The following is an 18,691-nucleotide window of genomic DNA, read 5'->3' as shown; positions in this document are numbered from 1 at the left end:
AAAGTTCTTTACCGACTCGGGCAAATATGAGAACAAAAGGTCAACAAAGGATTAAAACTCTGACCGGAGGTGACCCTATGCTGACCCAGATCAAGACTGTATTCAGCCGCTCGCAATCGACTATCCTGCAGGATGCAGTGGGCGTGATGTCTCTGGTCGTGATCCTGATGGTCGCCCTGCACCTTCCGGTTGGATTCTAAGCCTTTCTGCCTGCGATCTCGTGCCAAAAAAACCGCGCTGTCATCCCCATTTCAGTCAAGGGTGACCTGCCTGTCCCAAACCCCTTGAGGGGCCCTGCCTCGGCCCCGTGCGGTAATCCGGACCCCACGCGAGACACGCAATGCCTGCCGCCGCCCTTTCGCCCGGAAGGTGCGGCGGCTTTTTTTACAACTGTCCGGTTCTGAAAATCTCAAGCAATGCGGACAGGACGGAATTGACCGCGACAGAGGCCAGGATCATCCCCATGATACGGCTGATGATCGCCGCTCCAGAGTGGCCAATCAGGCGAATGATCGGTTCCGCCAAGAGCATGAGAACAAAGGCAACAACCAGAACCGAAAGCATGACCAGCGCGGTAATCCCTTGATCTGCTGCACTATATCGATGGTTGTCTGTCAGGATGACGACGGCCAGCATCGCCCCGGGTGAGGCCAGAGACGGAACGGCAAGAGGGAAGATTGCAGGGTTTTGCTTGTGATACTTGTCTTCCTGATCCTCTTCGGCCTGACGTTGTTCAATTTCCTGTTTGCTCTCGCCGAAGATCATCGTCAGTGCAAAAAGAAACAGTATGATACCCCCAGCCACCTGAAACGAATTCAGACCGATATCCAGCGCTTCGATCAGCAATTGCCCGAACACAAGAAAAAACAGCAAAACGCCTGCGCTTATCAGGGCGGCTAACAGGGCCGTTTTCCGCCGGGCCGCAGCAGTAAGACCGGCGGTGACGGCGATAAAAACCGGAATTGTGCCAATCGGGTCAATGACGACCCAAAGCGTCACAAAATGCTCAAGCAGATTATTCAATACCCATCCCTCCTTAAATCTGTACGGAAGGTAAACGGGTTTGCCTCAAATAGCTACAATCAGGCGCAATGTGCCTGTTCCGCCTGCGCCATGGCTTCCGCAGTGGCGTCCAGCGCCAGCAGGATTGAAGCATGGCGGTTCTTATAGTCCCGCGCCGGCATCAGAACCTTGAGACCGTCGAAGGGCGCGTCCGGAGCGGGGCCATCCTTTTTCAACATCGCAGCAAGCTGATCGCGCGCCGCTTCGACCTGTGCACGCGTCGCGCCAATGATTGCGTCGCCAACCAACGAAGCGGACGCCTGACCCAACGCACAGGCCTTCACGTCCTGTCCAAAGGCACTGACGCGACCATCCTGAACGTTCAGATCAACCGTCACTGTAGAGCCGCATAGAGGTGCGCGTTTCTTGACCGTTGCATCCGGGTTTTCCAGCCGATCCAGATGCGGGATGTCCGCCGCCAGCGCCAGAATGCGTCCGGAATACAGCTTAATCAGGTCGTTCTCGCCGCTCATGGCTTTCCCTCGTCGTGTGTTCCTCATACATAGTGACCAGCCAACCGGATGCAAAAGGTTTTTGTCATGTCTGACCCCGTCGCGTTTAATCCATCGACTCTGAAATATAACGAGGCGGGGCTGATTCCGGCAATTGCGCAGGATGAGGTGTCAGGTGAAGTTCTGATGATGGCATGGATGAATGCGCAGGCCATTGAAAAGACATTGGAAACGGGCAGGGTGACCTATTGGTCACGCTCGCGTCAGTCTTTCTGGATCAAGGGCGAAACCTCAGGTCATGTGCAGAAACTGGTGGACTTCCGCATCGATTGTGACCGCGATTGCCTGTTGGTTCTGGTGCGTCAAACCGGTGCTGCCTGTCACACCAACCGCCGGACGTGCTTTTACACCGCGGTGCGGGACGGGACCGAAACCGAACTGATGGCTCCGATGGAGTAACGTAGCAAGATCAAAGCCCCACCATATGGCGGATGTCAGCCGGGCTGGCACCTTCGGCCCGATATTTCGAAATCGCACGTGCGTCGTCCCGTTTGGCCAGTCGTTTGCCCGCGTCATCGCGGATCAGATCGTGGTGGAAATACTCGGGTGTAGGCAGGTTCAACAGCGCCTGAAGCAGAACATGAATGCGGGTGGCTTCGAACAGATCCCGACCGCGAACCACACGGGTGATCCCTTGAGCTGCGTCGTCAAGAACGACGGACAAATGGTAGGACGTACCCATGTCACGGCGGGAAAGTACAACATCGCCGATATTTGTTGCCATTTCATCCGGGGTGAATGTGACGGTTCCAGTTTCGCCATCGGGACCTGAGCCCAGTTCTGAGAATTTGAATTTGGCAGGATCGCGGATTGTTCGACAGGCTTTGGCAACGTCCAGTCGCAGCGCCTGGTTTCGCGGATAATGGATTCGGCTTAAGTCTCTGGCTTGATTAGCATTTCGACATGTTCCGGGATATACTATTCCATCTGGTCCAAGCAAGGGCGCGCCTTCTTGGGGGGCGCTTGCGGCGGCAGCAATATCTTTGCGGTTACAGACGCAGGGATACAGAAGACCCCTTTTCCACAACCGATCCAACGCTCGATCATAGATGCTCAGCCGATCTGATTGACGCAAAACCGGTTTCGGCCAGGTCAGCCCCAACCATTTGAGGTCATCGTAGATCTGATCCTCCCAATGCCGACGCGAGCGGGACTGATCGATATCTTCGATGCGCAGCAAGAACTGTCCATTTTCGGATCTGGCCATGTCGCTGGCGATCATCGCAGAATAGGCGTGCCCAAGGTGAAGTGGACCGGTCGGGGATGGCGCGAAACGCGTTACGAAAGTCACGCTTTTTCTAATACATACACGTCAGAGTTAAGGTTGATACCGGGCAAGTGTGGCCCGTATTCACGAAATAGAAAACGTGCTGCCCCCATGTCGACCCAATCCGTCAGTCGGCAGGTGAATTTGTGATCTGCCAGCGCATGATCGTTCAAGGAATACGCAAGCAACCCACCTTTGGGCAAGGCGTGCATCAACAGGTCGAATGTCTCGGGTGGCGCCGCGCCCTGGCCGATGACACCAATGGCCGTGATCACCGAATACGCGCCGCGCCTGAGAAGAGCTGGCTTGGTAATGTCAAAACCGGTCAGGGTTCGGTAAACACTCTTATCCTCTGCCTCTTCCAGCATTTTGGGGGTGGGATCGATACCATCGATGACTTCAAATCCCGCCGCCCGCAAGGCGAGACCGGAAAGCCCGGTTCCACAGCCAAAATCAAGAATTGGCGTTTGGGGGTGAGGGTGGTATTTCCACAAAGCCGCGGCCACCCGTCCCGGGGTTGCATATCCCTGTTCCGCGACCTCTTTTTCGTAGGTCGCAGCCCAGTTCTGATAGTGCGTTTCAGTGTCTTTGGGCGTGTCGAGATTGTAGGTGTTGTCCAGGAACTTGTCGCTCATCCCGGCATGCTAGGCCGAGAGCATGTCGCGCGTCCAGTCAGCATTGATCCAACCATGTTTGCCATTCTGCCTTGGCGCGATCGGTATAGGCTTTGTACCGGTCCCTCCGGCCCCGCCGCCCGCCTTTCAGGCCGTCGACGGGGCGGAATAGGCCGAAGTTTACGTTCATCGGTTGAAACGTCTTGGCTTCGGCCCCTCCAGTAATGTGATGGATCAACGCACCCATTGCACTGTCTTTGGGTACTTCGGGCAATTCACACCCCAGTATTTCCGCGGCGGCCGTGCGACCGGCAAGCAATCCCATCGCGGCACTTTCAACATAACCTTCGACGCCCGTAATCTGGCCGGCAAAGCGGATGTTGGGCTTGGATTTCAACCGCATCTGTGCATCGAGCAGGGTGGGAGAGTTGATGAACGTGTTGCGGTGAATGCCGCCGAGACGAGCAAAACTGGCGTTTTCCAGACCGGGGATCCTGCGGAACACGTCGGTCTGGGCTCCGTATTTCATCTTGGTCTGAAACCCTACGATGTTGAACAATGTGCCCAATGCGTTATCGCGCCGCAACTGAACCACGGCATGGGGTTTGACATCAGGCGCATGAGGATTTGTCAGTCCTACCGGCTTCATCGGACCGTGGCGCAAGGTCTCGCGTCCGCGTTCGGCCATGACTTCAATTGGAAGACAGCCATCAAAATAACCTGCAGTTTCACCCTCGTGAAACTCGGTTTTGTCCGCAGCCAGAAGGGCGTCTATGAAAGCTTCGTATTGATCACGGTCCATCGGGCAGTTCAGATAAGCCGTGCGTTCTTCCTCGGTCTCACCTTTGTCGTACCGGGATTGCATCCAAGCTTTGCTCATGTCGATGCTGTCGGTGTAGACAATCGGCGCGATTGCATCGAAAAATGCCAGCGCGTCAGATCCTGTCTCGGCCCGGATTGCTTCCCCCAGTGCAGGTGAGGTCAACGGACCGGTCGCAAAGATCCACTGTCCATCGTCGGGAAGGGCGGTCACTTCTTCGTCGGTAATCGTCACACGCGGATGTGCGCGGAGTTTTGCGGTGACATCTTCGGCAAAGGGATCGCGGTCCACGGCGAGCGCACCACCGGCTGGCAGGCGATGTGCATGGGCTGTGGTCATGATCAACCCATTGGCGGCACGCATTTCCCAGTGCAGCAGACCCACGGCATTTTGTTCATCGTCATCTGATCGGAAAGAGTTTGAACACACCATTTCCGCCAGGTTTCCGGTCTGATGTGCAAAAGTGCCAACAGTGGGGCGCATTTCATGAATGATCACGTCAACGCCCATTTCAGCGGCTTGCCAGGCCGCTTCGGACCCGGCCATTCCACCGCCAACGATATGCAAAACTTGTGTCATGTGCAGCCACATAGGGCACCGCACACACAGGCGCAACTGCCGTATTTTTTATGACTGTTTCAGAGGGAGGGTCTTGGGGTCGCCGCTGCGGGAATGTCAGCGCTGGTGAGAGAGACCAGCTGGAGGGACCTTCCGCCCACGGCGACCCAAAAGTGTACTGAGGCCTTAGCCTCGACCCAGCTTTGCCACAGAGTTGCCCTTTTGGAAAGTGCTAAAATGAAAACAGTGGCAAAAAATGTTCAAAACAATTGCGTCATTGGGTCCAATTCGGGGGGCGCTTTTCAATAAAGGCGGAAATGCCTTCTTCTGTATCGCGGTACAACATATTCTGCGCCATTGCGTCTCCGGTATAGTCATAAGCCTGATCCAAAGGCATTTGCAGCTGTTGATAGAACGCTTCTTTCCCGATCTTCACAGCCACGCCAAGCTTGGATGCGACCAGTTCCGCCAGCCCGTTGGCTTCTTGTTCCAGCAGCGTTTCCGGAACGACACGATTTACCAGACCCAACTCGGCGGCGCGTTCCGCTGAGATGAACTCGCCGGTGGTCAGCATTTCAAAGGCCTGCTTTCTGGGAATATTTCGGCTGAGCGCCACCATCGGCGTGGAACAGAAAAGGCCGATATTGACTCCGTTGACGCCAAACCGTGTCCCTTCCGCAGCCACCGCCATGTCACAGGTTGCAACCAACTGACACCCGGCGGCGGTCGCAATGCCATGGACTTGCGCGATAACAGGTTGGGGCAGGGATTGGATGGACATCATCATCCGGGCGCAGCGGGAAAAGAGGTCCTGAAAGTATGTCTTGCCGCCATCTTCTGATTGGCGTCCGGCGGTCATCTGTTTCAGATCATGCCCGGCACAAAACGCCTTTCCTGCCCCCGACAGGACCACGGCCCGGATCGAGCTGTCCTCGCGCAGTGCATCAAGTTCGGCCTGCAATGCAGCCAGCATCTCATCACTCAGCGCGTTCAGCCGGTCCGGTGCGTTCATCTTAAGTCTTGCAACCGCGCCAGTGTCGTTACGTTCCAGAATTGTCATCTTGCCCTCCGATCCCAAGTTGGGCCAACTCTAGGTCGGCAAGAGCAGGAGGGGAAGTATGGCTTTAGAAATGAACCGGGACGAACTGTCACAATACCTCAAAGAGGTGTTCCCTCAGGTGCGCAAGGATTTCGTCGTCGAAGACTTGACCGAAGACACGATCACCATGCGCCTTGTGGTTCAGGACCAACACCTGCGCCCCGGAGGCACGGTATCAGGCCCGTCCATGTTCGGGCTGGCCGATGTCAGTGTCTATGCGATGGTTCTTGCGCGTAAGGGGCGTCAGTCATTGGCCGTTACAACGAACAGCTCCTTTGATTTCCTGCGCAAACCGGAAGGCGGCGCCGATATGATTGCGGCCTGTCGTCTGTTGAAGCTGGGAAAAACACTGGCCGTTGGGGATGTGCTTTTGTACTCGGATGGCGGCGATCTTCCGGTTGCGCGGGCAACGATGACCTATTCCCTGCCGCCAGCACGGTCCGCTGCCGCGAATTTCGGATAAAAAAGGCCGGGGACAGGCCCCGGCCCAGGAAGAGGTCCCAATAATTGGGACTGGGGATCAGTCAAGGCTGCCAGAAAAAGCGCTTTGTTTCCCGGCCGGCCTGATGGCGGGTCAGCCCGACGTCCTGCAGCAAACGGTCATCCAGATAGCCCAGATTGACACGACTGCGGCGACGGCGTTCCCATTGAGTGACCGCCGCCGCAAACCGCACGGCCAGAGCAGCGAGCAGAGGCAGCCGTGGGCTGTCGTTCAGCAGCAGAAGGGCGGGGGTGTGCATTGTGCGTGTCATCTCAGAAATCCTTTCAAATTGTATTGACACAAAACAGTACCATTTGGTACATAGATTTGATACATTCAGAATTGTGTCAAAGGCAAAGGAAGAATTGTAATGGATACAATTTGGCCGGACGCTCTGCCAAAATCCAAGGGTCCCAAATATACATTGGTTGCTGACGCGATACGGAAAGCTATTGATGACAAGACATTGGATGTCGGTGCTAAGCTTCCCCCGGTGCGCGAACTGGCTTACCGGTTGCAAATCACACCCGGTACGGTCGCACGGGCCTACACGATCCTGACCGATGAGGGCTTGCTCCACGCCGAGGTTGGGCGTGGTACATTTGTAGCCCCGCCAAAATCTCCGATTCTGGACGATGTCTGGGCTAGGCAACTGTATATGAAGGATGACAAATACAACGCCAATGTCAGTTTGTTCAGCCCACGCCTGCCGGATGCAGGGCAGGTCGCGCTTATCCGGGAATGCCTGCAAAAGGTTGCGCAAGCTGACCCTGGGCTTTTTCTGAATTACCCCACGCGGGACGCATACAAACCCATGAGGCAATCAGTTGTGGATTGGTTGTCAGATTTGCCACTGGGTCCGCTCTCACATGATGACATCGTTTTGACCCATGGCGGCCAGAACGGGTTGTGTCTGGTGTTTCAGACCATCCTACGCGGACCCAGACCGATTGTGCTGGTCGAAGACCTCTCTTACGCCGGGTTTCGCCGGGCAGGGGAGTTGATGCGCGCCGAAGTCATCGGAATCAAAATGGACAAATGGGGCATTGATCCTGCGTCCATGGAGCATGTTTTGCGACAAACCAATGCTCAGGCCATCTGTGTTTCGCCAGAGGTTCAAAACCCCACCGGGGTTCACACGCCGCTGGAACGCCGGAAAGAGGTGGTGGACGTCGCGCGGCGTTTCGACCTTCAAATCATAGAAGACGATTGCTATCGCATGGGAGAGGCGCGAGAACCTAGTTATCGTGCGCTTGCTCCGGAACGTGGATGGCACGTTTCATCAATTTCAAAGATCCTCACCCCGGCTTTACGCGTGGGTTTTGCCATTGCCCCAAAGGATCGCAGCGTTGATCTGCGTCGATCTGCCGAATATGGGTATTTTGGCCTTGCCCAGCCGCTGGCCGAGCTCACGCGGTTGCTGCTGTCGGATCCGCGTACCCGTCAAATTGCCCAGGATGTACGCAAGCGGATGGGCGACTACGTTCGGATCACTGTCAATGCGCTGGGGGGGTTTGATCTGAACTGGGCTCCGGACGTGCCCTTTGTCTGGCTGAACCTGCCGTCAGGTTGGCGCTCTGCTGCGTTCAGCCGTGCGGCAGAACGGGAAGGTATTCAACTCAGATCGGCGGATGAATTTGCCCTGCGCGATGGACGGGCGCCAAACGCAGTACGCATCGCAATGAATGGGCATGTTTCGCTGGAACGGTTCGAGGATGCAATGCTGAGGTTGCGCGCTTTGCTGGACAATCCGCCTGAACAGATCAGCGTCTAGCATTCAGGTCAGCGGGGGCGGATCGCCAAAGAATCCGGCCAGATGGGCGATCTTTCCATCTTCGTCCAATCGAATGAAATCATGCCCGGCCACCATGATTGCGCCGTCGGGCGCTACCATATGCCACGTGAAGTGAACGACATCGTGGTGCGAAACCGGACTGCTGGTGATTTCGACGCGCCCATTCGAGCTTTCAAGAATCTCTCCGATATGAGCATTCAACCGCTCACGCCCCGAAACATCAGCTGTTGGATCCACATATCGACCGTTTTCCGCAAAACAATGCGCCAAGAACTCAAGCCGTTTTCCCGAGGATTTTTCCTGCCAGGCGGCACCGTAGCTTTCAATTGTGTGCATTAAATCCTGCATGCAACTCTCCGTGGCTTGACGCGATCAAGTCTGATCTAGTGTATCAGAGTGTTGAAATTGGGAGAATTCCAATTCAGAAATATGGGGTACAATAATACCTATTTTGCAAGTTGTTGTTTTGATTATATTTAATTAGCATTGGGTCGCTTGACGTGGCAATCATGGGTGTCTAGATACGCATCCATCGAATTCGGGCCGCTCCGCTGGGGCGGTCTTTCACATCAAACAGGACTATCCTGCCATGAAAACCTTTTCTGCAACACCTGCAGACATCGACAAGAAATGGATCCTGATCGACGCCGAGGGCGTTGTTCTGGGTCGCCTTGCCTCGATCGTCGCCATGCGCCTGCGTGGCAAGCACAAAGCGTCGTTCACCCCGAACATGGACATGGGCGACAACGTCATCGTGATCAACGCTGACAAAATCCAGATGACCGGCAAGAAGCGCGAAGAAAACTTCTACTGGCACACGGGTCATCCGGGTGGCATCAAGTCGCGAACCAAGCAGCAGATCCTCGAAGGCAAACACCCTGAGCGCGTCGTGACCCAAGCCGTCAAACGCATGCTGCCGGGCAACCGCCTGTCGCGTCAGATTATGACCAACCTGCGCGTTTATGCCGGTGCCGAGCATCCCCATGAGGCGCAAGCGCCCGAAGTTCTGGATGTTGCATCCATGAACAAGAAAAACACCCGGAGCTAATGACCATGGCTGATCAGATCAATACTCTCGAAGAGCTGGGCGCCGTCGCAGGCGTTGAGGTTGTGGCCGAAGAAGTCATCGTGCGTGAACCCGTACGTGACGAGCTGGGTCGTTCGTATGCCACCGGCAAGCGTAAAGACGCTGTTGCCCGCGTCTGGATCAAACCCGGCTCCGGCAAGGTTACCGTAAATGGCAAAGACCAGGACAAGTATTTTGCACGTCCCGTTCTGCAACTGATCCTGCGCCAGCCGTTCCAGGTTGCTGGTGTTGAAGGTGAGTTCGACGTCGTTGCAACCGTCAAAGGTGGTGGCCTGACCGGTCAGGCCGGTGCGGTCAAGCACGGCATCTCGAAAGCGCTGCAACTGTACGATCCCAACCTGCGTGGCGCTCTGAAAGCGGCCGGCTTCCTGACCCGTGACAGCCGCGTTGTGGAACGTAAGAAATTCGGTAAGCGCAAAGCCCGCCGTTCCTTCCAGTTCTCCAAGCGTTAATTCGCCGGGAAAACCCAATAAGAAAGGGCTCGCACATGCGAGCCCTTTTTTTGCTGTGCTTTGTCTGTAAAACTATTCTTCGTAAACAAGTTTCCACGCGCCGTTTTCAACGACATTGACGAAAACTGTATCCGCCCCCTGGTGATCGTCCGGGCCATAGGAAATATGGTTGCCGACCAGGTCATCCTGATAGTCCAGTGACTCCATCGCTTCGATAAAGCTGTCATGCGTCAGGTCAGGGCCCGCGGCCTCTAGTGCTTTGACCATCATTTCAGCAGCGGAATAGCCCAACATGGCGAATCCAACTGGGTCTTCGCCCGTGGCGGCCTTGTATTCTTCGATAAATGCCGCCGGGGCAGGTTGATCCGCACGCGCCCAAAGATCCTGCCACGACGCTGCTGCATAGAATCCATCGGTCACTCCACCGGGAACCTGTGCCACAACAGTCAGGAAACTGGCCGAAGTGCCGAGGAACTTCATGTCCGTCAGGCCCATCTTCTTGGCCGTGCCAACTACGGTGATCGCCTGCCGTACCCCAAGCGCCATGGTGACGATATCGCAGCCCTCTTCCTTGAGCTTGCTGAGCGATCCGACAAAATCCGTCTCATCCGGCTTGTGGGTTGTTTCAGATCCAAAAGCGATACCGGCTTCTTCGGCTCCGGCCTTGCTGCCTTCCAGGATTTCCTCACCGAAATCTGTTGGCAGATACATGGTGCAAACCGTCTTTGATCCGAATTCGCCGGCCAGATATTTCACGCCAATACGCGCCTGATCGAAATAGGTCGAGAAGGACGTGAATTTGTTCCGCATCGGTTCCTGCAACATCTGACGCGCAGCAGTCAGAGGCGCAACATTGGGAATGCCCTTGGGATCCAACAACTTGAACCCCGCCATGTTCATCGGCGTGCCCAGCGATTGCAGCATCGCGAACACCTTGTCGCGGTTCAGCAGCTTGTTGTAGCCCTGCATCGCACGCGGCATCTGATAGCCGTTGTCCTCGACCACATAGCGGATCTTGCGCCCGTGAATGCCACCGGCTTCGTTCACCCGGTCGAATACCACGTTGGCACCCTTGGTCGCCGGAACACCCACTGCGGCAAAGATGCCGCTCAGGTCGTTGACGGAACCAATGACTATCTCGTCGTCCGTAACGCCCTGTGTCTGAGCCGAGCCGATGCTTGCCGAGGCGGTCAACGCCGTGGCTGCGGCCAGCCATTTGAGTGACTTCTTCATCTTTCTCCTCCCGAAAACTCTTTGCCTAAGTGTACATGTCTTCAATCAGATGTCCGTGTTTCTTTTCCACCAGACCGCGTTTCAGTTTCATCGTGGCGGTAAGCTCGTCATCTTCGGCGGTCAGCAAAACATCGATCAAGCGAAAATCCTTGATCTGTTCAACTCTTGCAAACTTCGCATTGACGGTTTCGACTTCGGAACCGATCAGATCCCTGATTTCGGACGCGGCACAAAGCGAGGCAAAGTTCGAGAATGGGATCTTCTGGTCTTGCGCATATTTCTCGACGTTTTCCTGATCGATCATGATCAACGCCGTGAGGTATTTACGCTTGTCACCAGTGATAACCGCGTCCGAGATGTAATGGCTGAACTTCAGCCGGCTCTCGATTTCGGCCGGGGTGATGTTCTTGCCACCGGCGGTGATGATGATGTCTTTCAACCTGCCGGTGATGGTAACGAACCCGTTCTTGTCGATACGTCCCATATCGCCGGTGCGCAGCCAGCCATCGGCGGTAAAGCTTTCCGCCGTCTTTGCGTTATTGCGCCAATAGCCCTGAAAGATGTTCATGCCCTTGAGCTGAATTTCACCTTCGTCCGAGATACGGATATCGCACCCCGGGACGACCTTTCCGATGGTTCCGATCTTGTTGCTTTCAACGGTGTTGAGTGTCGCAAGGCCGGACGTTTCGGTCATGCCGAAGCCCTCGACGATCGGCACTCCGATGGCCCAGTACCATTTCAACAAATCCGCCGAGATAGGGGCAGCACCCGTGCCACCCCGGCGCAGCTTGTCCAAGCCCAGCATCCGGCGCAAATTCTTCAGAACCAACTGATCCCAAAACCAGAACCGGGCCGCGATGGCGGCGGGAACGGGTTTTCCCGAACTCACGTATTCGGCCCGGCGCGCGCCGGCCTTCAGGGCAAGACCGTATGCCATTCGACCCAGCGACGTTGCATCCTGCGCCAGGATTTGCACATGCGCATAGATCTTTTCCCAAACTCTCGGTACTGCCGTGAAGGTCGAAGGCGAGACCTCTTGCAGATTTGCAAAAACCGTCTCGGGGCTTTCCGCGAAGTTCACGGTGCAGCGGGCGGCCAGCGGGAAATAGACAGATACGTCGCGTTCCAGAATATGACAGAGCGGCAGAAAACACAGCTGTTCGTCACTGGCCTGCGTTGGCAATGACCAGGCACCGGCCTCAATGCCAGCCAGGATGTTTTCATGGCTTAGCATCGCACCCTTGGGTTGGCCGGTGGTGCCGGATGTGTAAACCAGCAAAGCTGTGTCCTGAGGTTTGGCCTGTGCGATTTCGGCTTCGAACCGTCCCGGATCTTCGGTTTCGACCTGCTGGCCCAAAGCGTAAAGATCGTCGATCATCATGCAGCGTGGATGGGTAAGGTCATGCAAGCCTTCGCCCTCCAGTATGATCACCTTGACCAGGTCCGGAACTTGACTTTCGACTTCCAGAAACTTGTCCAGATGTTCTTCGTCCTCGACGATCAGGAACTTGCTGCCACTGTCATTGACCAGATATTGCAACTGATTGGCAGAATCCGTGGTGTAGACGCCAGAAGAAATGCCCCCAACGCACTGAATGCCCATGTCGAACCACATCCATTCCTTGCGGTCCTCGGACAGGATTGAAACAACGTCTCCGCGTTCCAAACCCAGCTTTCGCAGGGCGAGCCCGATCCACTTGGCGCGCCGCCAGTAGTCGGCCCAGGAATATGACTTCCAGATGCCCAAGTCCTTTTCACGATGGGCTGTTCGATCCCCCAGTTCCGCACAACGGCTTTGAAACAGCGCACTGATGGTTGTGTACCCATCCACACGCAACGGGCGTTGTCCGGGGGTAGCATTAAGTTCAATGCCGTTGATCCTGATCTGCGGGGCGAGGGGCGTTGCATCCATCTTGCTTACCTCCACGTCTTTTTGCGTTTCCACCGGCGGTTTTCGCGCGCGCCTTCTTCCCGCACGCCTAGATAGAAATTCTGGATATCCTCGGACTTCAGTAACTCATCCGCAGCGCCGTCCATGACGATGCGTCCAACCTCCATCACGTAACCATGATGCGCCAGTTCCAATGCTGCATTGGCGTTCTGCTCGACCAGCAGCATTGTCATATGTTGTTCTTCGTTCAGACGTTTCAGAATGCCGAATATCTCTTGTACCAGTAGCGGCGACAGACCCAGTGACGGTTCATCCAGCAGCATGATGCGAGGGCGGGCCATCAGCCCACGTCCGATCGCCAGCATCTGTTGTTGCCCACCTGACAGGGTGCCGGCCTCTTGCGTGCGGCGATCTTTCAGAACAGGGAAATAACTGAAAACAAGGTCGCGGTCCTGGACGATCTGCGCTTTGTCCGAGCGAGTATACGCTCCGAGGCTCAGGTTTTCATCGACGGTTAGCAGAGGAAATACCTCGCGCCCTTCGGGCACATGCACAATCCCGCGCTGGACGACTGTATGTGGCTCAGCCCCCTGAATGTCGTCGCCATCAAAGGTAATCGTGCCCTTTTCCGGGTCCATCACACCCGAGACGGTTTTCATCAATGTCGTTTTACCTGCACCATTTGCGCCAAGGATCGAGGCAATCGTTCCTTCGTGAACGTCCAGCGAAACACCGCGAATGGCCATTATCGGGCCATAAAAACTTTCGACATTTCGGATTTTCAGGATTGGCAGGCTCATGAGGCTTTCCCCAGATAAGCTCTAATCACCGCCGGGTGCGATTGAACTTCGGCCGGGGTTCCAAGCGCCAGTTTAGCGCCATCTGCCATGGCCAGAACCCGGTCTGACACGCCCGAGACCAGGCCCATGTCATGTTCTACCATCAAAACGGTGATGCCCATCTGTCGTCGGATATCATCGATCCACCAACGCATGTCTGTTGTCTCTTCGACGGACAACCCCGAGGCCGGCTCATCCAGTAGCAGCAATTTGGGGTCGGTTGCCAAAGCGCGAGCAACTTCAACCACTTTGCGTACGCCGTAGGGCAGCCCGGATATCATCTTGTCGCGATAGGCTTGCAGGTCGAGAAAATCGATGATCCGTTCCACTTTCTCGCGGTTTTCCAGTTCCTGTTGCTTTGCGGACGGGGTGAACAGAATCTCGGAAATCAGGTTTGTCCTGCGGTGGCGGTGCCGCCCGACCAGCAGGTTTTGCAGAACGGTGGCGTGTTCGAACAGTTCGATATTCTGGAAGGTCCGCGCCACGCCATAGGCGGCGACGCCGGACGGTTTGACCTGAAGCAGATCATGCCCGTCAAACCGGATCGCCCCGTCAACGGGATCGTAGAACCGGGAAATCAGGTTGAAAACAGTGGACTTGCCCGCACCGTTTGGACCGACGATGGCGAAAACCTCACCTTCCCGAACATCGAATGACAGGTCATCCACCGCCGTCAGGCCGCCGAACTTGAGGGTGACATTTTCGAACTCCAGCAAGCTCATCTCAGACGCTCCGTCTTGAGATAAGACTTCTGCCGTTTGAACATGTCCTTTCGATAGAAGGGGAACAGCTCGAACCAGGTGCGGATTTTCAGCCAGCGGCCATAGATGCCCATGGGTTCGAACAGGATGAAGGCAATCAGGATCATGCCGAAGATGCCGAACTCCAATCCCGGAATGGCCACCGTACTGCCACCGAACAGAGCGCCGGCATATTCTTTTGAGATCGACAGAAACTGCGGCAGGAACCCGATCACGATCGCGCCCAGAAACGCGCCGTGGATCGACCCAAGCCCACCGATCACGATCATCATCAACAATTGGATCGAGATCAGAACACTGAAGGTTTCGTTGTTGAACGCTCCGGCGAACAACCCCATCAGTGCCCCGGCCCAGCCCGTCACCGCGCAGGACAAGGCGAAAGAGATCATCTTTGTCCGCGCGATATCGATTCCCATCGCCTGGGCCGAAACCTCAGAGTCGCGCACAGCGATGAAGCTGCGGCCCAAAGGCGCGCGCAGCAGGTTGATATATCCCAGTGTGACCAGAACGGCGACGGTCAGGACCAGCCGGAAGAACTGATCGGGCGTTCCCCAGCGGTCTACCAGATGGCCGAAGATTTCGACCCCGCCGACATACTTGCCCGCAACACCGCCGGTGATGGGTTCGGACAGAACGATGATGTCGTCCATCAGGATCGAAAGCGCCATGGTGAAGATGGCCAGATAGATGCCATGCAGGCGCAGGGCAGGGATCGCGACCGTCACGCCCGCTATCCCGGTCAGAATGCCCGCCAGCGGGAAAGCAACCAGAAAGGGCACCCCGGCTTCTATCAGGGCGACGTTGGCATAGCAGCCAAAGGCCAGAAAGGCCGCGTGGCCCAGACTGACTTGCCCTGTATGCCCGGTCAGGATCATCAGGCCCAACCCGGCAATGGCCCAGATCAGGACGTTGGTCAGTTCACCCAGATAGAACTCGTCAAGCCACCAGGGGGCTGCGGCAACAACCGTCAGAAGGATCAGATACAGGACAAGCTGATAGCGGTCTTTCCACGGGCGGATATCCTGCATGTAGTCGGTTTTGAAGACGATCCGCATGGCTCAGACCTTTTTGACCCGAACCTGACTGAACAACCCGTTGGGGCGAAAGATCAGCACGGCAAGCAGCAGGGCGTATGGCGCGATCTGGCTGTAACCCGCCGCGATATAGCGGCTGGCAAAAGGTTCGATCACGCCGACGATAAGTCCACCGGCCAACGCACCGGGCAGGCTTCCGAATCCTCCGATAACGGCGGCGGCAAATGCCTTGATGCCCAGCAATCCGGTTGTCGGATCCACCGCGCCCTTGGCGGCGAACAGAATGCCCGCAATCCCCGCAACGACACCGGCCAGCGCCCAGATGAACCCCTGAACCCGCTTGACAGGTACACCCATGTAATACGCTGCCAGCTGGTTCTGCGACGCCCCCTGCATCGCCAGCCCAAGTTTGGAGCGTTTGAAAAAGACGTAAAGGCCCCATGTCAGCAGGATGGTCACGACGATCACGGCGACATCCTCCAGCCCCAGCACAAGGCCGCCAAAGCGCAGATCTTTCCCCGCCAGCGGGTTTTGCAGTGTTTGCGGTTCGTGCCCCCAGATCAATCCGGCCACGAAACGGATCACAAAGCCCAGGGCGATGGTCAGGATAACAACGGCTGTCTGACTTTCGCCAAACAGGCGACGGATGATCAGGCGATCCAGAAGATATCCCAATGCCCCCATGATCCCCAGTGATATCGGCAGGGCCAGCCAGAACGGCAGGCCCATGTACTCGGTATTGGTCAGGCCGATGGTGACAAAGGCCCCCAGCATCATGAAATCGCCCTGCGCGAAATTTACCGCTTCGGTCGCCTTGTAGATCAGAACAAAGCCAAGCGCGATCAGGCCATAGACACACCCGTTTGCCAGTCCGCTGATCAGCAGCTGTGCGTTATCCAAACTGTCCTCCCTCGACCGGTTTGCCGGTGTCGCGTTCTGCCCGCACGTATCCTGCGGTGACGCGGGTTTGTTCTACTATGGCGTGATAATCACCTTGCCGTCACTCTTTTTCAGCGCATCCGCCAGATTTGGCACAAGATTTTTCAGCCTAAGATGTTCCGAAACATCCGTTTTCCAGCGCCCGTCGGCAAACCGGGCCTGAACCTCGGCCACGACGCGCATCTGATCGGCGGGCGGGGTCGACATCATCCAGTTTGTCAGCCAGAAGCCTTCGATCCGCTTGCTCATGAAGATCAGTTGACCGGTCTGCGTCAGCGTCGGCTCCTCGGTAGACAGCTTGCCATAACTGATCCAGCGCGCCCGGTTGGGCATGGCGCAGAACAGTTGTTCAGACAACTGGTCCGTCACGGCATCCAGAAACACGCGCGGTTTCAGCTGCGCGCTCAGATCCGCAAACTTGGCGACAACGTCTTCATCGGTTGTCACCAGCACTTCGGCCGCGCCAAGGTCTTTCAACATCCCTGTCGTCTCGGCCCGGCGCACCAAAGCGATCGGCTTCAACCCAAGATCGCGGCCAAGGCTGCACATCAGCTTGCCCAATTGGCTGGTCGCAGCTGATACGACAAAGGCATCGCCGTCAGCTTTGGCCATATCCACCATGGCCATCGCCGTCATTGGATTAACGATCTGAGCAGCCCCATCATCGTCCGAGATATCAGGGCGCAGAGGGATGCACATCTGCATCTGTGTAACGACAAATTCTGCCCAGGCCCCTGTTCCGGCGGCGACAAACGCGACGCGTTGCCCTTGCAGGGCCTCGGCGCCCTTGCCGACGGCGACGACGTCTCCGCAACCTTCGAATCCGGCGGGCGAACCTTTGACCCTTGGCTGTCCGTATTCACCTTTGATGAAGTGCAAATCTGACGGATTGACCGAAGCTGCGCGCAACCGGATCAGCACCTGACCGGGGCCGGGTTCTGGTGTTGGAACTTCTGCTTCTTCCAACCAGTCGGCGGCATTTTCAATGGCCGGTCCGGTGGCCGTGCCGGAGTACCCGTCATGTTTCAGGATTGCGGCGAACATAGTCTGGGGCAGGTCGGTCATCGGGTCATCCTCGAAATGGCTAAAGCAAAGCCCGCACCATATCTGGAAGGCCCCCAATAGTACGGGTAAGATGCGGGCTGTTTGTCTGGCACAGCCAATCAAAAGCCGCGAAGGACGTCAATTCGACGACGCCATAACGTAGGGGCAGCGCAGATGCGCCCTTGGGAAAGGCCGACCCGTGGATCGGCCTCAATCACTTTACTGTTGGGTCAACAAGTTGGTCAGTTCCTGAATCTTCTGAATAATTGTTTCAGGTGAGCCCTTGATATCATTTACAATCTTGATCGCCTGATCCTTCAGATCAGTGGCCAGAGTGCTTTCCTGAAGGGATGTCATAATGCCTTCATAATCGAAATTTGTGGGGTCCAGCTTGCCTTCCTGAACCCATGAATTCAGCAACTCCTGACCCTGACCGGCCAATGCAGCCACCTGATCGCCAGCCTCCTGGGCGGCATCAGAGGCCTGATCCGCTACGGATGACGCCGCTTCGCTTGCCTGATCCGCCACCGAAGAGGCCGCTTCAGTTGCTTGGTCCGTCAATGACGATGCTGCTTCAGCGGCTTTCTCGGTCGCTGCATCGACTGCGTCAGAGGCAGCGTCCTGAGCAGAGGAAGCCGCGTCTGTCACCGCTTCGGCGGCTTCTTCTGCCGCGGTTTCCAAACGTTCAGCGGGTGTGGGTTCGGGTTGTTTCAGGTAAAAATACCCGCCAGCACCAATTGCGGCGATGACGATGGCAAGAATGAGAGTACGCGACATGTGTGTCTCCTTTGGAAAATGTGTCGCCGGGATGCGCTAAAAATAACTCAGGAACAAAGGGGAATTCCCAATAATTCTCAGCAGAATAGAGTATAAGCCGGGCTACGCTCATTGCCCGACGAAACGCGGCAAGAATATGCCTGCACAAAGGCACCGCGACCGGATTGGGCAGCGATCCGCGGGGAATGGCAGCAGCAGAAGTAAATCCTTGGGAAATCTCTGGTTGACCAAAAAGCCAGCATTGGCAGTGTGGCGGAGAGACAGGGATTCGAACCCTGGGTGGGCTTGCACCCACAACGGTTTTCGAGACCGCCCCGTTCGACCACTCCGGCACCTCTCCGCGGGGGTCTGTGAGGGGGGGATTTAGTGAGGAACGGGCAGGGGTGCAAGCAGAAAATTCCAGAATTTGACAAAGCCGGGTTTTTC

At 56.2% G+C, this 18,691-nt stretch carries 22 protein-coding genes and 1 tRNA gene; 6 read left to right on the top strand and 17 right to left on the bottom strand.

Annotated features, from left to right (window positions below; all coding sequences use genetic code 11):
* Positions 1 to 77: 77 nt before the first annotated feature.
* On the top strand, positions 78 to 200 hold the full coding sequence (locus AC2FJB_RS03945) for a hypothetical protein (protein WP_256367496.1): 123 nt from the start codon (positions 78 to 80) through the stop codon (positions 198 to 200).
* A 184-nt stretch (positions 201 to 384) separates the two neighbouring features.
* Here the strand turns inward: AC2FJB_RS03945 and AC2FJB_RS03940 are convergent, their stop codons facing one another.
* A complete protein-coding gene (locus tag AC2FJB_RS03940) occupies positions 385 to 1,023 on the bottom strand; it encodes a MarC family protein (protein WP_496673113.1) in 639 nt (212 codons plus the stop codon).
* Positions 1,024 to 1,082: 59 nt separating this feature from the next.
* Complete coding sequence (locus tag AC2FJB_RS03935; protein ID WP_117868999.1) at positions 1,083 to 1,535, bottom strand: iron-sulfur cluster assembly scaffold protein; 453 nt, start codon at positions 1,533 to 1,535, stop codon at positions 1,083 to 1,085.
* 48 nt (positions 1,536 to 1,583) lie between these two features.
* Between AC2FJB_RS03935 and hisI the strand changes: the two genes are divergently transcribed.
* Positions 1,584 to 1,973 (top strand): phosphoribosyl-AMP cyclohydrolase, encoded by a 390-nt coding sequence (gene hisI, locus AC2FJB_RS03930; RefSeq protein WP_496717527.1) that lies wholly within the window; start codon positions 1,584 to 1,586, stop codon positions 1,971 to 1,973.
* Between the two features lie 10 nt (positions 1,974 to 1,983).
* Here the strand turns inward: hisI and gluQRS are convergent, their stop codons facing one another.
* From gluQRS to AC2FJB_RS03910, 4 genes are all read right to left on the bottom strand, one after another.
* Positions 1,984 to 2,865: a tRNA glutamyl-Q(34) synthetase GluQRS gene (gluQRS, locus tag AC2FJB_RS03925; RefSeq protein ID WP_496717528.1), complete on the bottom strand. Its 882-nt coding sequence runs from the start codon at positions 2,863 to 2,865 to the stop codon at positions 1,984 to 1,986.
* Positions 2,862 to 3,476, bottom strand: a complete 615-nt coding sequence (locus AC2FJB_RS03920; RefSeq protein WP_496717529.1) for a class I SAM-dependent DNA methyltransferase — start codon at positions 3,474 to 3,476, stop codon at positions 2,862 to 2,864. The genes gluQRS and AC2FJB_RS03920 overlap by 4 nt, the downstream gene beginning before the upstream one ends.
* Positions 3,477 to 3,513: 37 nt before the next feature.
* Positions 3,514 to 4,854, bottom strand: a complete 1,341-nt coding sequence (trmFO, locus tag AC2FJB_RS03915) for a methylenetetrahydrofolate--tRNA-(uracil(54)-C(5))-methyltransferase (FADH(2)-oxidizing) TrmFO (RefSeq protein ID WP_496717530.1) — start codon at positions 4,852 to 4,854, stop codon at positions 3,514 to 3,516.
* 253 nt (positions 4,855 to 5,107) lie between these two features.
* Positions 5,108 to 5,893, bottom strand: coding sequence for an enoyl-CoA hydratase (locus AC2FJB_RS03910; protein ID WP_117868995.1), 786 nt, complete (start codon positions 5,891 to 5,893; stop codon positions 5,108 to 5,110).
* 58 nt (positions 5,894 to 5,951) lie between these two features.
* Here AC2FJB_RS03910 and AC2FJB_RS03905 point away from each other — a divergent pair, with 58 nt between their 5' ends.
* Entirely contained in the window at positions 5,952 to 6,395 is a 444-nt protein-coding gene (locus AC2FJB_RS03905; protein ID WP_496673130.1) for a PaaI family thioesterase, read from the top strand.
* Positions 6,396 to 6,456: 61 nt separating this feature from the next.
* Here the strand turns inward: AC2FJB_RS03905 and AC2FJB_RS03900 are convergent, their stop codons facing one another.
* Positions 6,457 to 6,684: a DUF1127 domain-containing protein gene (locus AC2FJB_RS03900; protein WP_117868993.1), complete on the bottom strand. Its 228-nt coding sequence runs from the start codon at positions 6,682 to 6,684 to the stop codon at positions 6,457 to 6,459.
* 99 nt (positions 6,685 to 6,783) lie between these two features.
* Between AC2FJB_RS03900 and AC2FJB_RS03895 the strand changes: the two genes are divergently transcribed.
* The gene (locus AC2FJB_RS03895; RefSeq protein WP_299896979.1) at positions 6,784 to 8,187 is read left to right on the top strand and encodes an aminotransferase-like domain-containing protein; all 1,404 of its coding nucleotides are present in this window, start codon (positions 6,784 to 6,786) and stop codon (positions 8,185 to 8,187) included.
* Positions 8,188 to 8,190: 3 nt separating this feature from the next.
* On the opposite strand, the gene AC2FJB_RS03890 is transcribed toward AC2FJB_RS03895, so the two are convergent.
* Entirely contained in the window at positions 8,191 to 8,556 is a 366-nt protein-coding gene (locus AC2FJB_RS03890) for a nuclear transport factor 2 family protein (protein ID WP_496673135.1), read from the bottom strand.
* A gap of 241 nt (positions 8,557 to 8,797) precedes the next feature.
* On the opposite strand from AC2FJB_RS03890, the gene rplM reads away from it, so the two are divergent.
* A complete protein-coding gene (rplM, locus tag AC2FJB_RS03885; protein WP_117868990.1) occupies positions 8,798 to 9,256 on the top strand; it encodes a 50S ribosomal protein L13 in 459 nt (152 codons plus the stop codon).
* Between the two features lie 5 nt (positions 9,257 to 9,261).
* Complete coding sequence (gene rpsI / locus AC2FJB_RS03880; protein ID WP_117872759.1) at positions 9,262 to 9,747, top strand: 30S ribosomal protein S9; 486 nt, start codon at positions 9,262 to 9,264, stop codon at positions 9,745 to 9,747.
* 72 nt (positions 9,748 to 9,819) lie between these two features.
* Here rpsI and AC2FJB_RS03875 read toward each other — a convergent pair whose 3' ends face one another.
* From AC2FJB_RS03875 to AC2FJB_RS03835, 9 genes are all read right to left on the bottom strand, one after another.
* On the bottom strand, positions 9,820 to 10,980 hold the full coding sequence (locus tag AC2FJB_RS03875; protein ID WP_117868989.1) for an ABC transporter substrate-binding protein: 1,161 nt from the start codon (positions 10,978 to 10,980) through the stop codon (positions 9,820 to 9,822).
* 25 nt (positions 10,981 to 11,005) lie between these two features.
* Positions 11,006 to 12,892 (bottom strand): AMP-dependent synthetase/ligase, encoded by a 1,887-nt coding sequence (locus AC2FJB_RS03870; protein WP_496717532.1) that lies wholly within the window; start codon positions 12,890 to 12,892, stop codon positions 11,006 to 11,008.
* Positions 12,893 to 12,897: 5 nt separating this feature from the next.
* A complete protein-coding gene (locus tag AC2FJB_RS03865; RefSeq protein ID WP_496717533.1) occupies positions 12,898 to 13,671 on the bottom strand; it encodes an ABC transporter ATP-binding protein in 774 nt (257 codons plus the stop codon).
* On the bottom strand, positions 13,668 to 14,432 hold the full coding sequence (locus tag AC2FJB_RS03860) for an ABC transporter ATP-binding protein (RefSeq protein WP_496717534.1): 765 nt from the start codon (positions 14,430 to 14,432) through the stop codon (positions 13,668 to 13,670). Before AC2FJB_RS03860 ends, AC2FJB_RS03865 begins: the two co-directional genes overlap by 4 nt.
* Positions 14,429 to 15,526 carry a branched-chain amino acid ABC transporter permease gene (locus AC2FJB_RS03855; RefSeq protein WP_496717535.1) on the bottom strand — a complete coding sequence of 366 codons (1,098 nt, stop codon included), beginning with the start codon at positions 15,524 to 15,526 and terminating at the stop codon, positions 14,429 to 14,431. Before AC2FJB_RS03855 ends, AC2FJB_RS03860 begins: the two co-directional genes overlap by 4 nt.
* Before the next feature lie 3 nt (positions 15,527 to 15,529).
* Positions 15,530 to 16,405 carry a branched-chain amino acid ABC transporter permease gene (locus AC2FJB_RS03850; protein WP_170344324.1) on the bottom strand — a complete coding sequence of 292 codons (876 nt, stop codon included), beginning with the start codon at positions 16,403 to 16,405 and terminating at the stop codon, positions 15,530 to 15,532.
* Positions 16,406 to 16,480: 75 nt separating this feature from the next.
* Complete coding sequence (locus tag AC2FJB_RS03845; RefSeq protein ID WP_496717536.1) at positions 16,481 to 17,509, bottom strand: alcohol dehydrogenase catalytic domain-containing protein; 1,029 nt, start codon at positions 17,507 to 17,509, stop codon at positions 16,481 to 16,483.
* Between the two features lie 198 nt (positions 17,510 to 17,707).
* Positions 17,708 to 18,265 carry a hypothetical protein gene (locus AC2FJB_RS03840; protein WP_496717537.1) on the bottom strand — a complete coding sequence of 186 codons (558 nt, stop codon included), beginning with the start codon at positions 18,263 to 18,265 and terminating at the stop codon, positions 17,708 to 17,710.
* Between the two features lie 250 nt (positions 18,266 to 18,515).
* Positions 18,516 to 18,605, bottom strand: a tRNA-Ser gene (locus AC2FJB_RS03835).
* Positions 18,606 to 18,691: the final 86 nt, after the last annotated feature.

The sequence above is a fragment of the Ruegeria sp. CDSC085 genome, from assembly GCF_059610465.1.
Note: the sequence above shows the minus strand (reverse complement) of the source record. Positions and strands in the feature narration are given on the sequence as shown.

Bases quoted from the DNA above. Each gene is read 5' to 3' on its own strand.
- AC2FJB_RS03910 (WP_117868995.1), bottom strand. From the start codon at position 5,893: ATGACAATTCTGGAACGTAACGACACTGGCGCGGTTGCAAGACTTAAG.
- trmFO (WP_496717530.1), bottom strand. From the start codon at position 4,854: ATGACACAAGTTTTGCATATCGTTGGCGGTGGAATGGCCGGGTCCGAA.
- rpsI (WP_117872759.1), top strand. From the start codon at position 9,262: ATGGCTGATCAGATCAATACTCTCGAAGAGCTGGGCGCCGTCGCAGGC.
- AC2FJB_RS03890 (WP_496673135.1), bottom strand. From the start codon at position 8,556: ATGCAGGATTTAATGCACACAATTGAAAGCTACGGTGCCGCCTGGCAG.
- AC2FJB_RS03860 (WP_496717534.1), bottom strand. From the start codon at position 14,432: ATGAGCTTGCTGGAGTTCGAAAATGTCACCCTCAAGTTCGGCGGCCTG.
- AC2FJB_RS03840 (WP_496717537.1), bottom strand. From the start codon at position 18,265: ATGTCGCGTACTCTCATTCTTGCCATCGTCATCGCCGCAATTGGTGCT.
- hisI (WP_496717527.1), top strand. From the start codon at position 1,584: ATGCAAAAGGTTTTTGTCATGTCTGACCCCGTCGCGTTTAATCCATCG.
- rplM (WP_117868990.1), top strand. From the start codon at position 8,798: ATGAAAACCTTTTCTGCAACACCTGCAGACATCGACAAGAAATGGATC.
- AC2FJB_RS03895 (WP_299896979.1), top strand. From the start codon at position 6,784: ATGGATACAATTTGGCCGGACGCTCTGCCAAAATCCAAGGGTCCCAAA.
- AC2FJB_RS03865 (WP_496717533.1), bottom strand. From the start codon at position 13,671: ATGAGCCTGCCAATCCTGAAAATCCGAAATGTCGAAAGTTTTTATGGC.
- AC2FJB_RS03900 (WP_117868993.1), bottom strand. From the start codon at position 6,684: ATGACACGCACAATGCACACCCCCGCCCTTCTGCTGCTGAACGACAGC.
- AC2FJB_RS03855 (WP_496717535.1), bottom strand. From the start codon at position 15,526: ATGCGGATCGTCTTCAAAACCGACTACATGCAGGATATCCGCCCGTGG.
- AC2FJB_RS03920 (WP_496717529.1), bottom strand. From the start codon at position 3,476: ATGAGCGACAAGTTCCTGGACAACACCTACAATCTCGACACGCCCAAA.
- AC2FJB_RS03870 (WP_496717532.1), bottom strand. From the start codon at position 12,892: ATGGATGCAACGCCCCTCGCCCCGCAGATCAGGATCAACGGCATTGAA.
- AC2FJB_RS03845 (WP_496717536.1), bottom strand. From the start codon at position 17,509: ATGACCGACCTGCCCCAGACTATGTTCGCCGCAATCCTGAAACATGAC.
- AC2FJB_RS03945 (WP_256367496.1), top strand. From the start codon at position 78: ATGCTGACCCAGATCAAGACTGTATTCAGCCGCTCGCAATCGACTATC.
- AC2FJB_RS03935 (WP_117868999.1), bottom strand. From the start codon at position 1,535: ATGAGCGGCGAGAACGACCTGATTAAGCTGTATTCCGGACGCATTCTG.
- AC2FJB_RS03905 (WP_496673130.1), top strand. From the start codon at position 5,952: ATGGCTTTAGAAATGAACCGGGACGAACTGTCACAATACCTCAAAGAG.
- AC2FJB_RS03875 (WP_117868989.1), bottom strand. From the start codon at position 10,980: ATGAAGAAGTCACTCAAATGGCTGGCCGCAGCCACGGCGTTGACCGCC.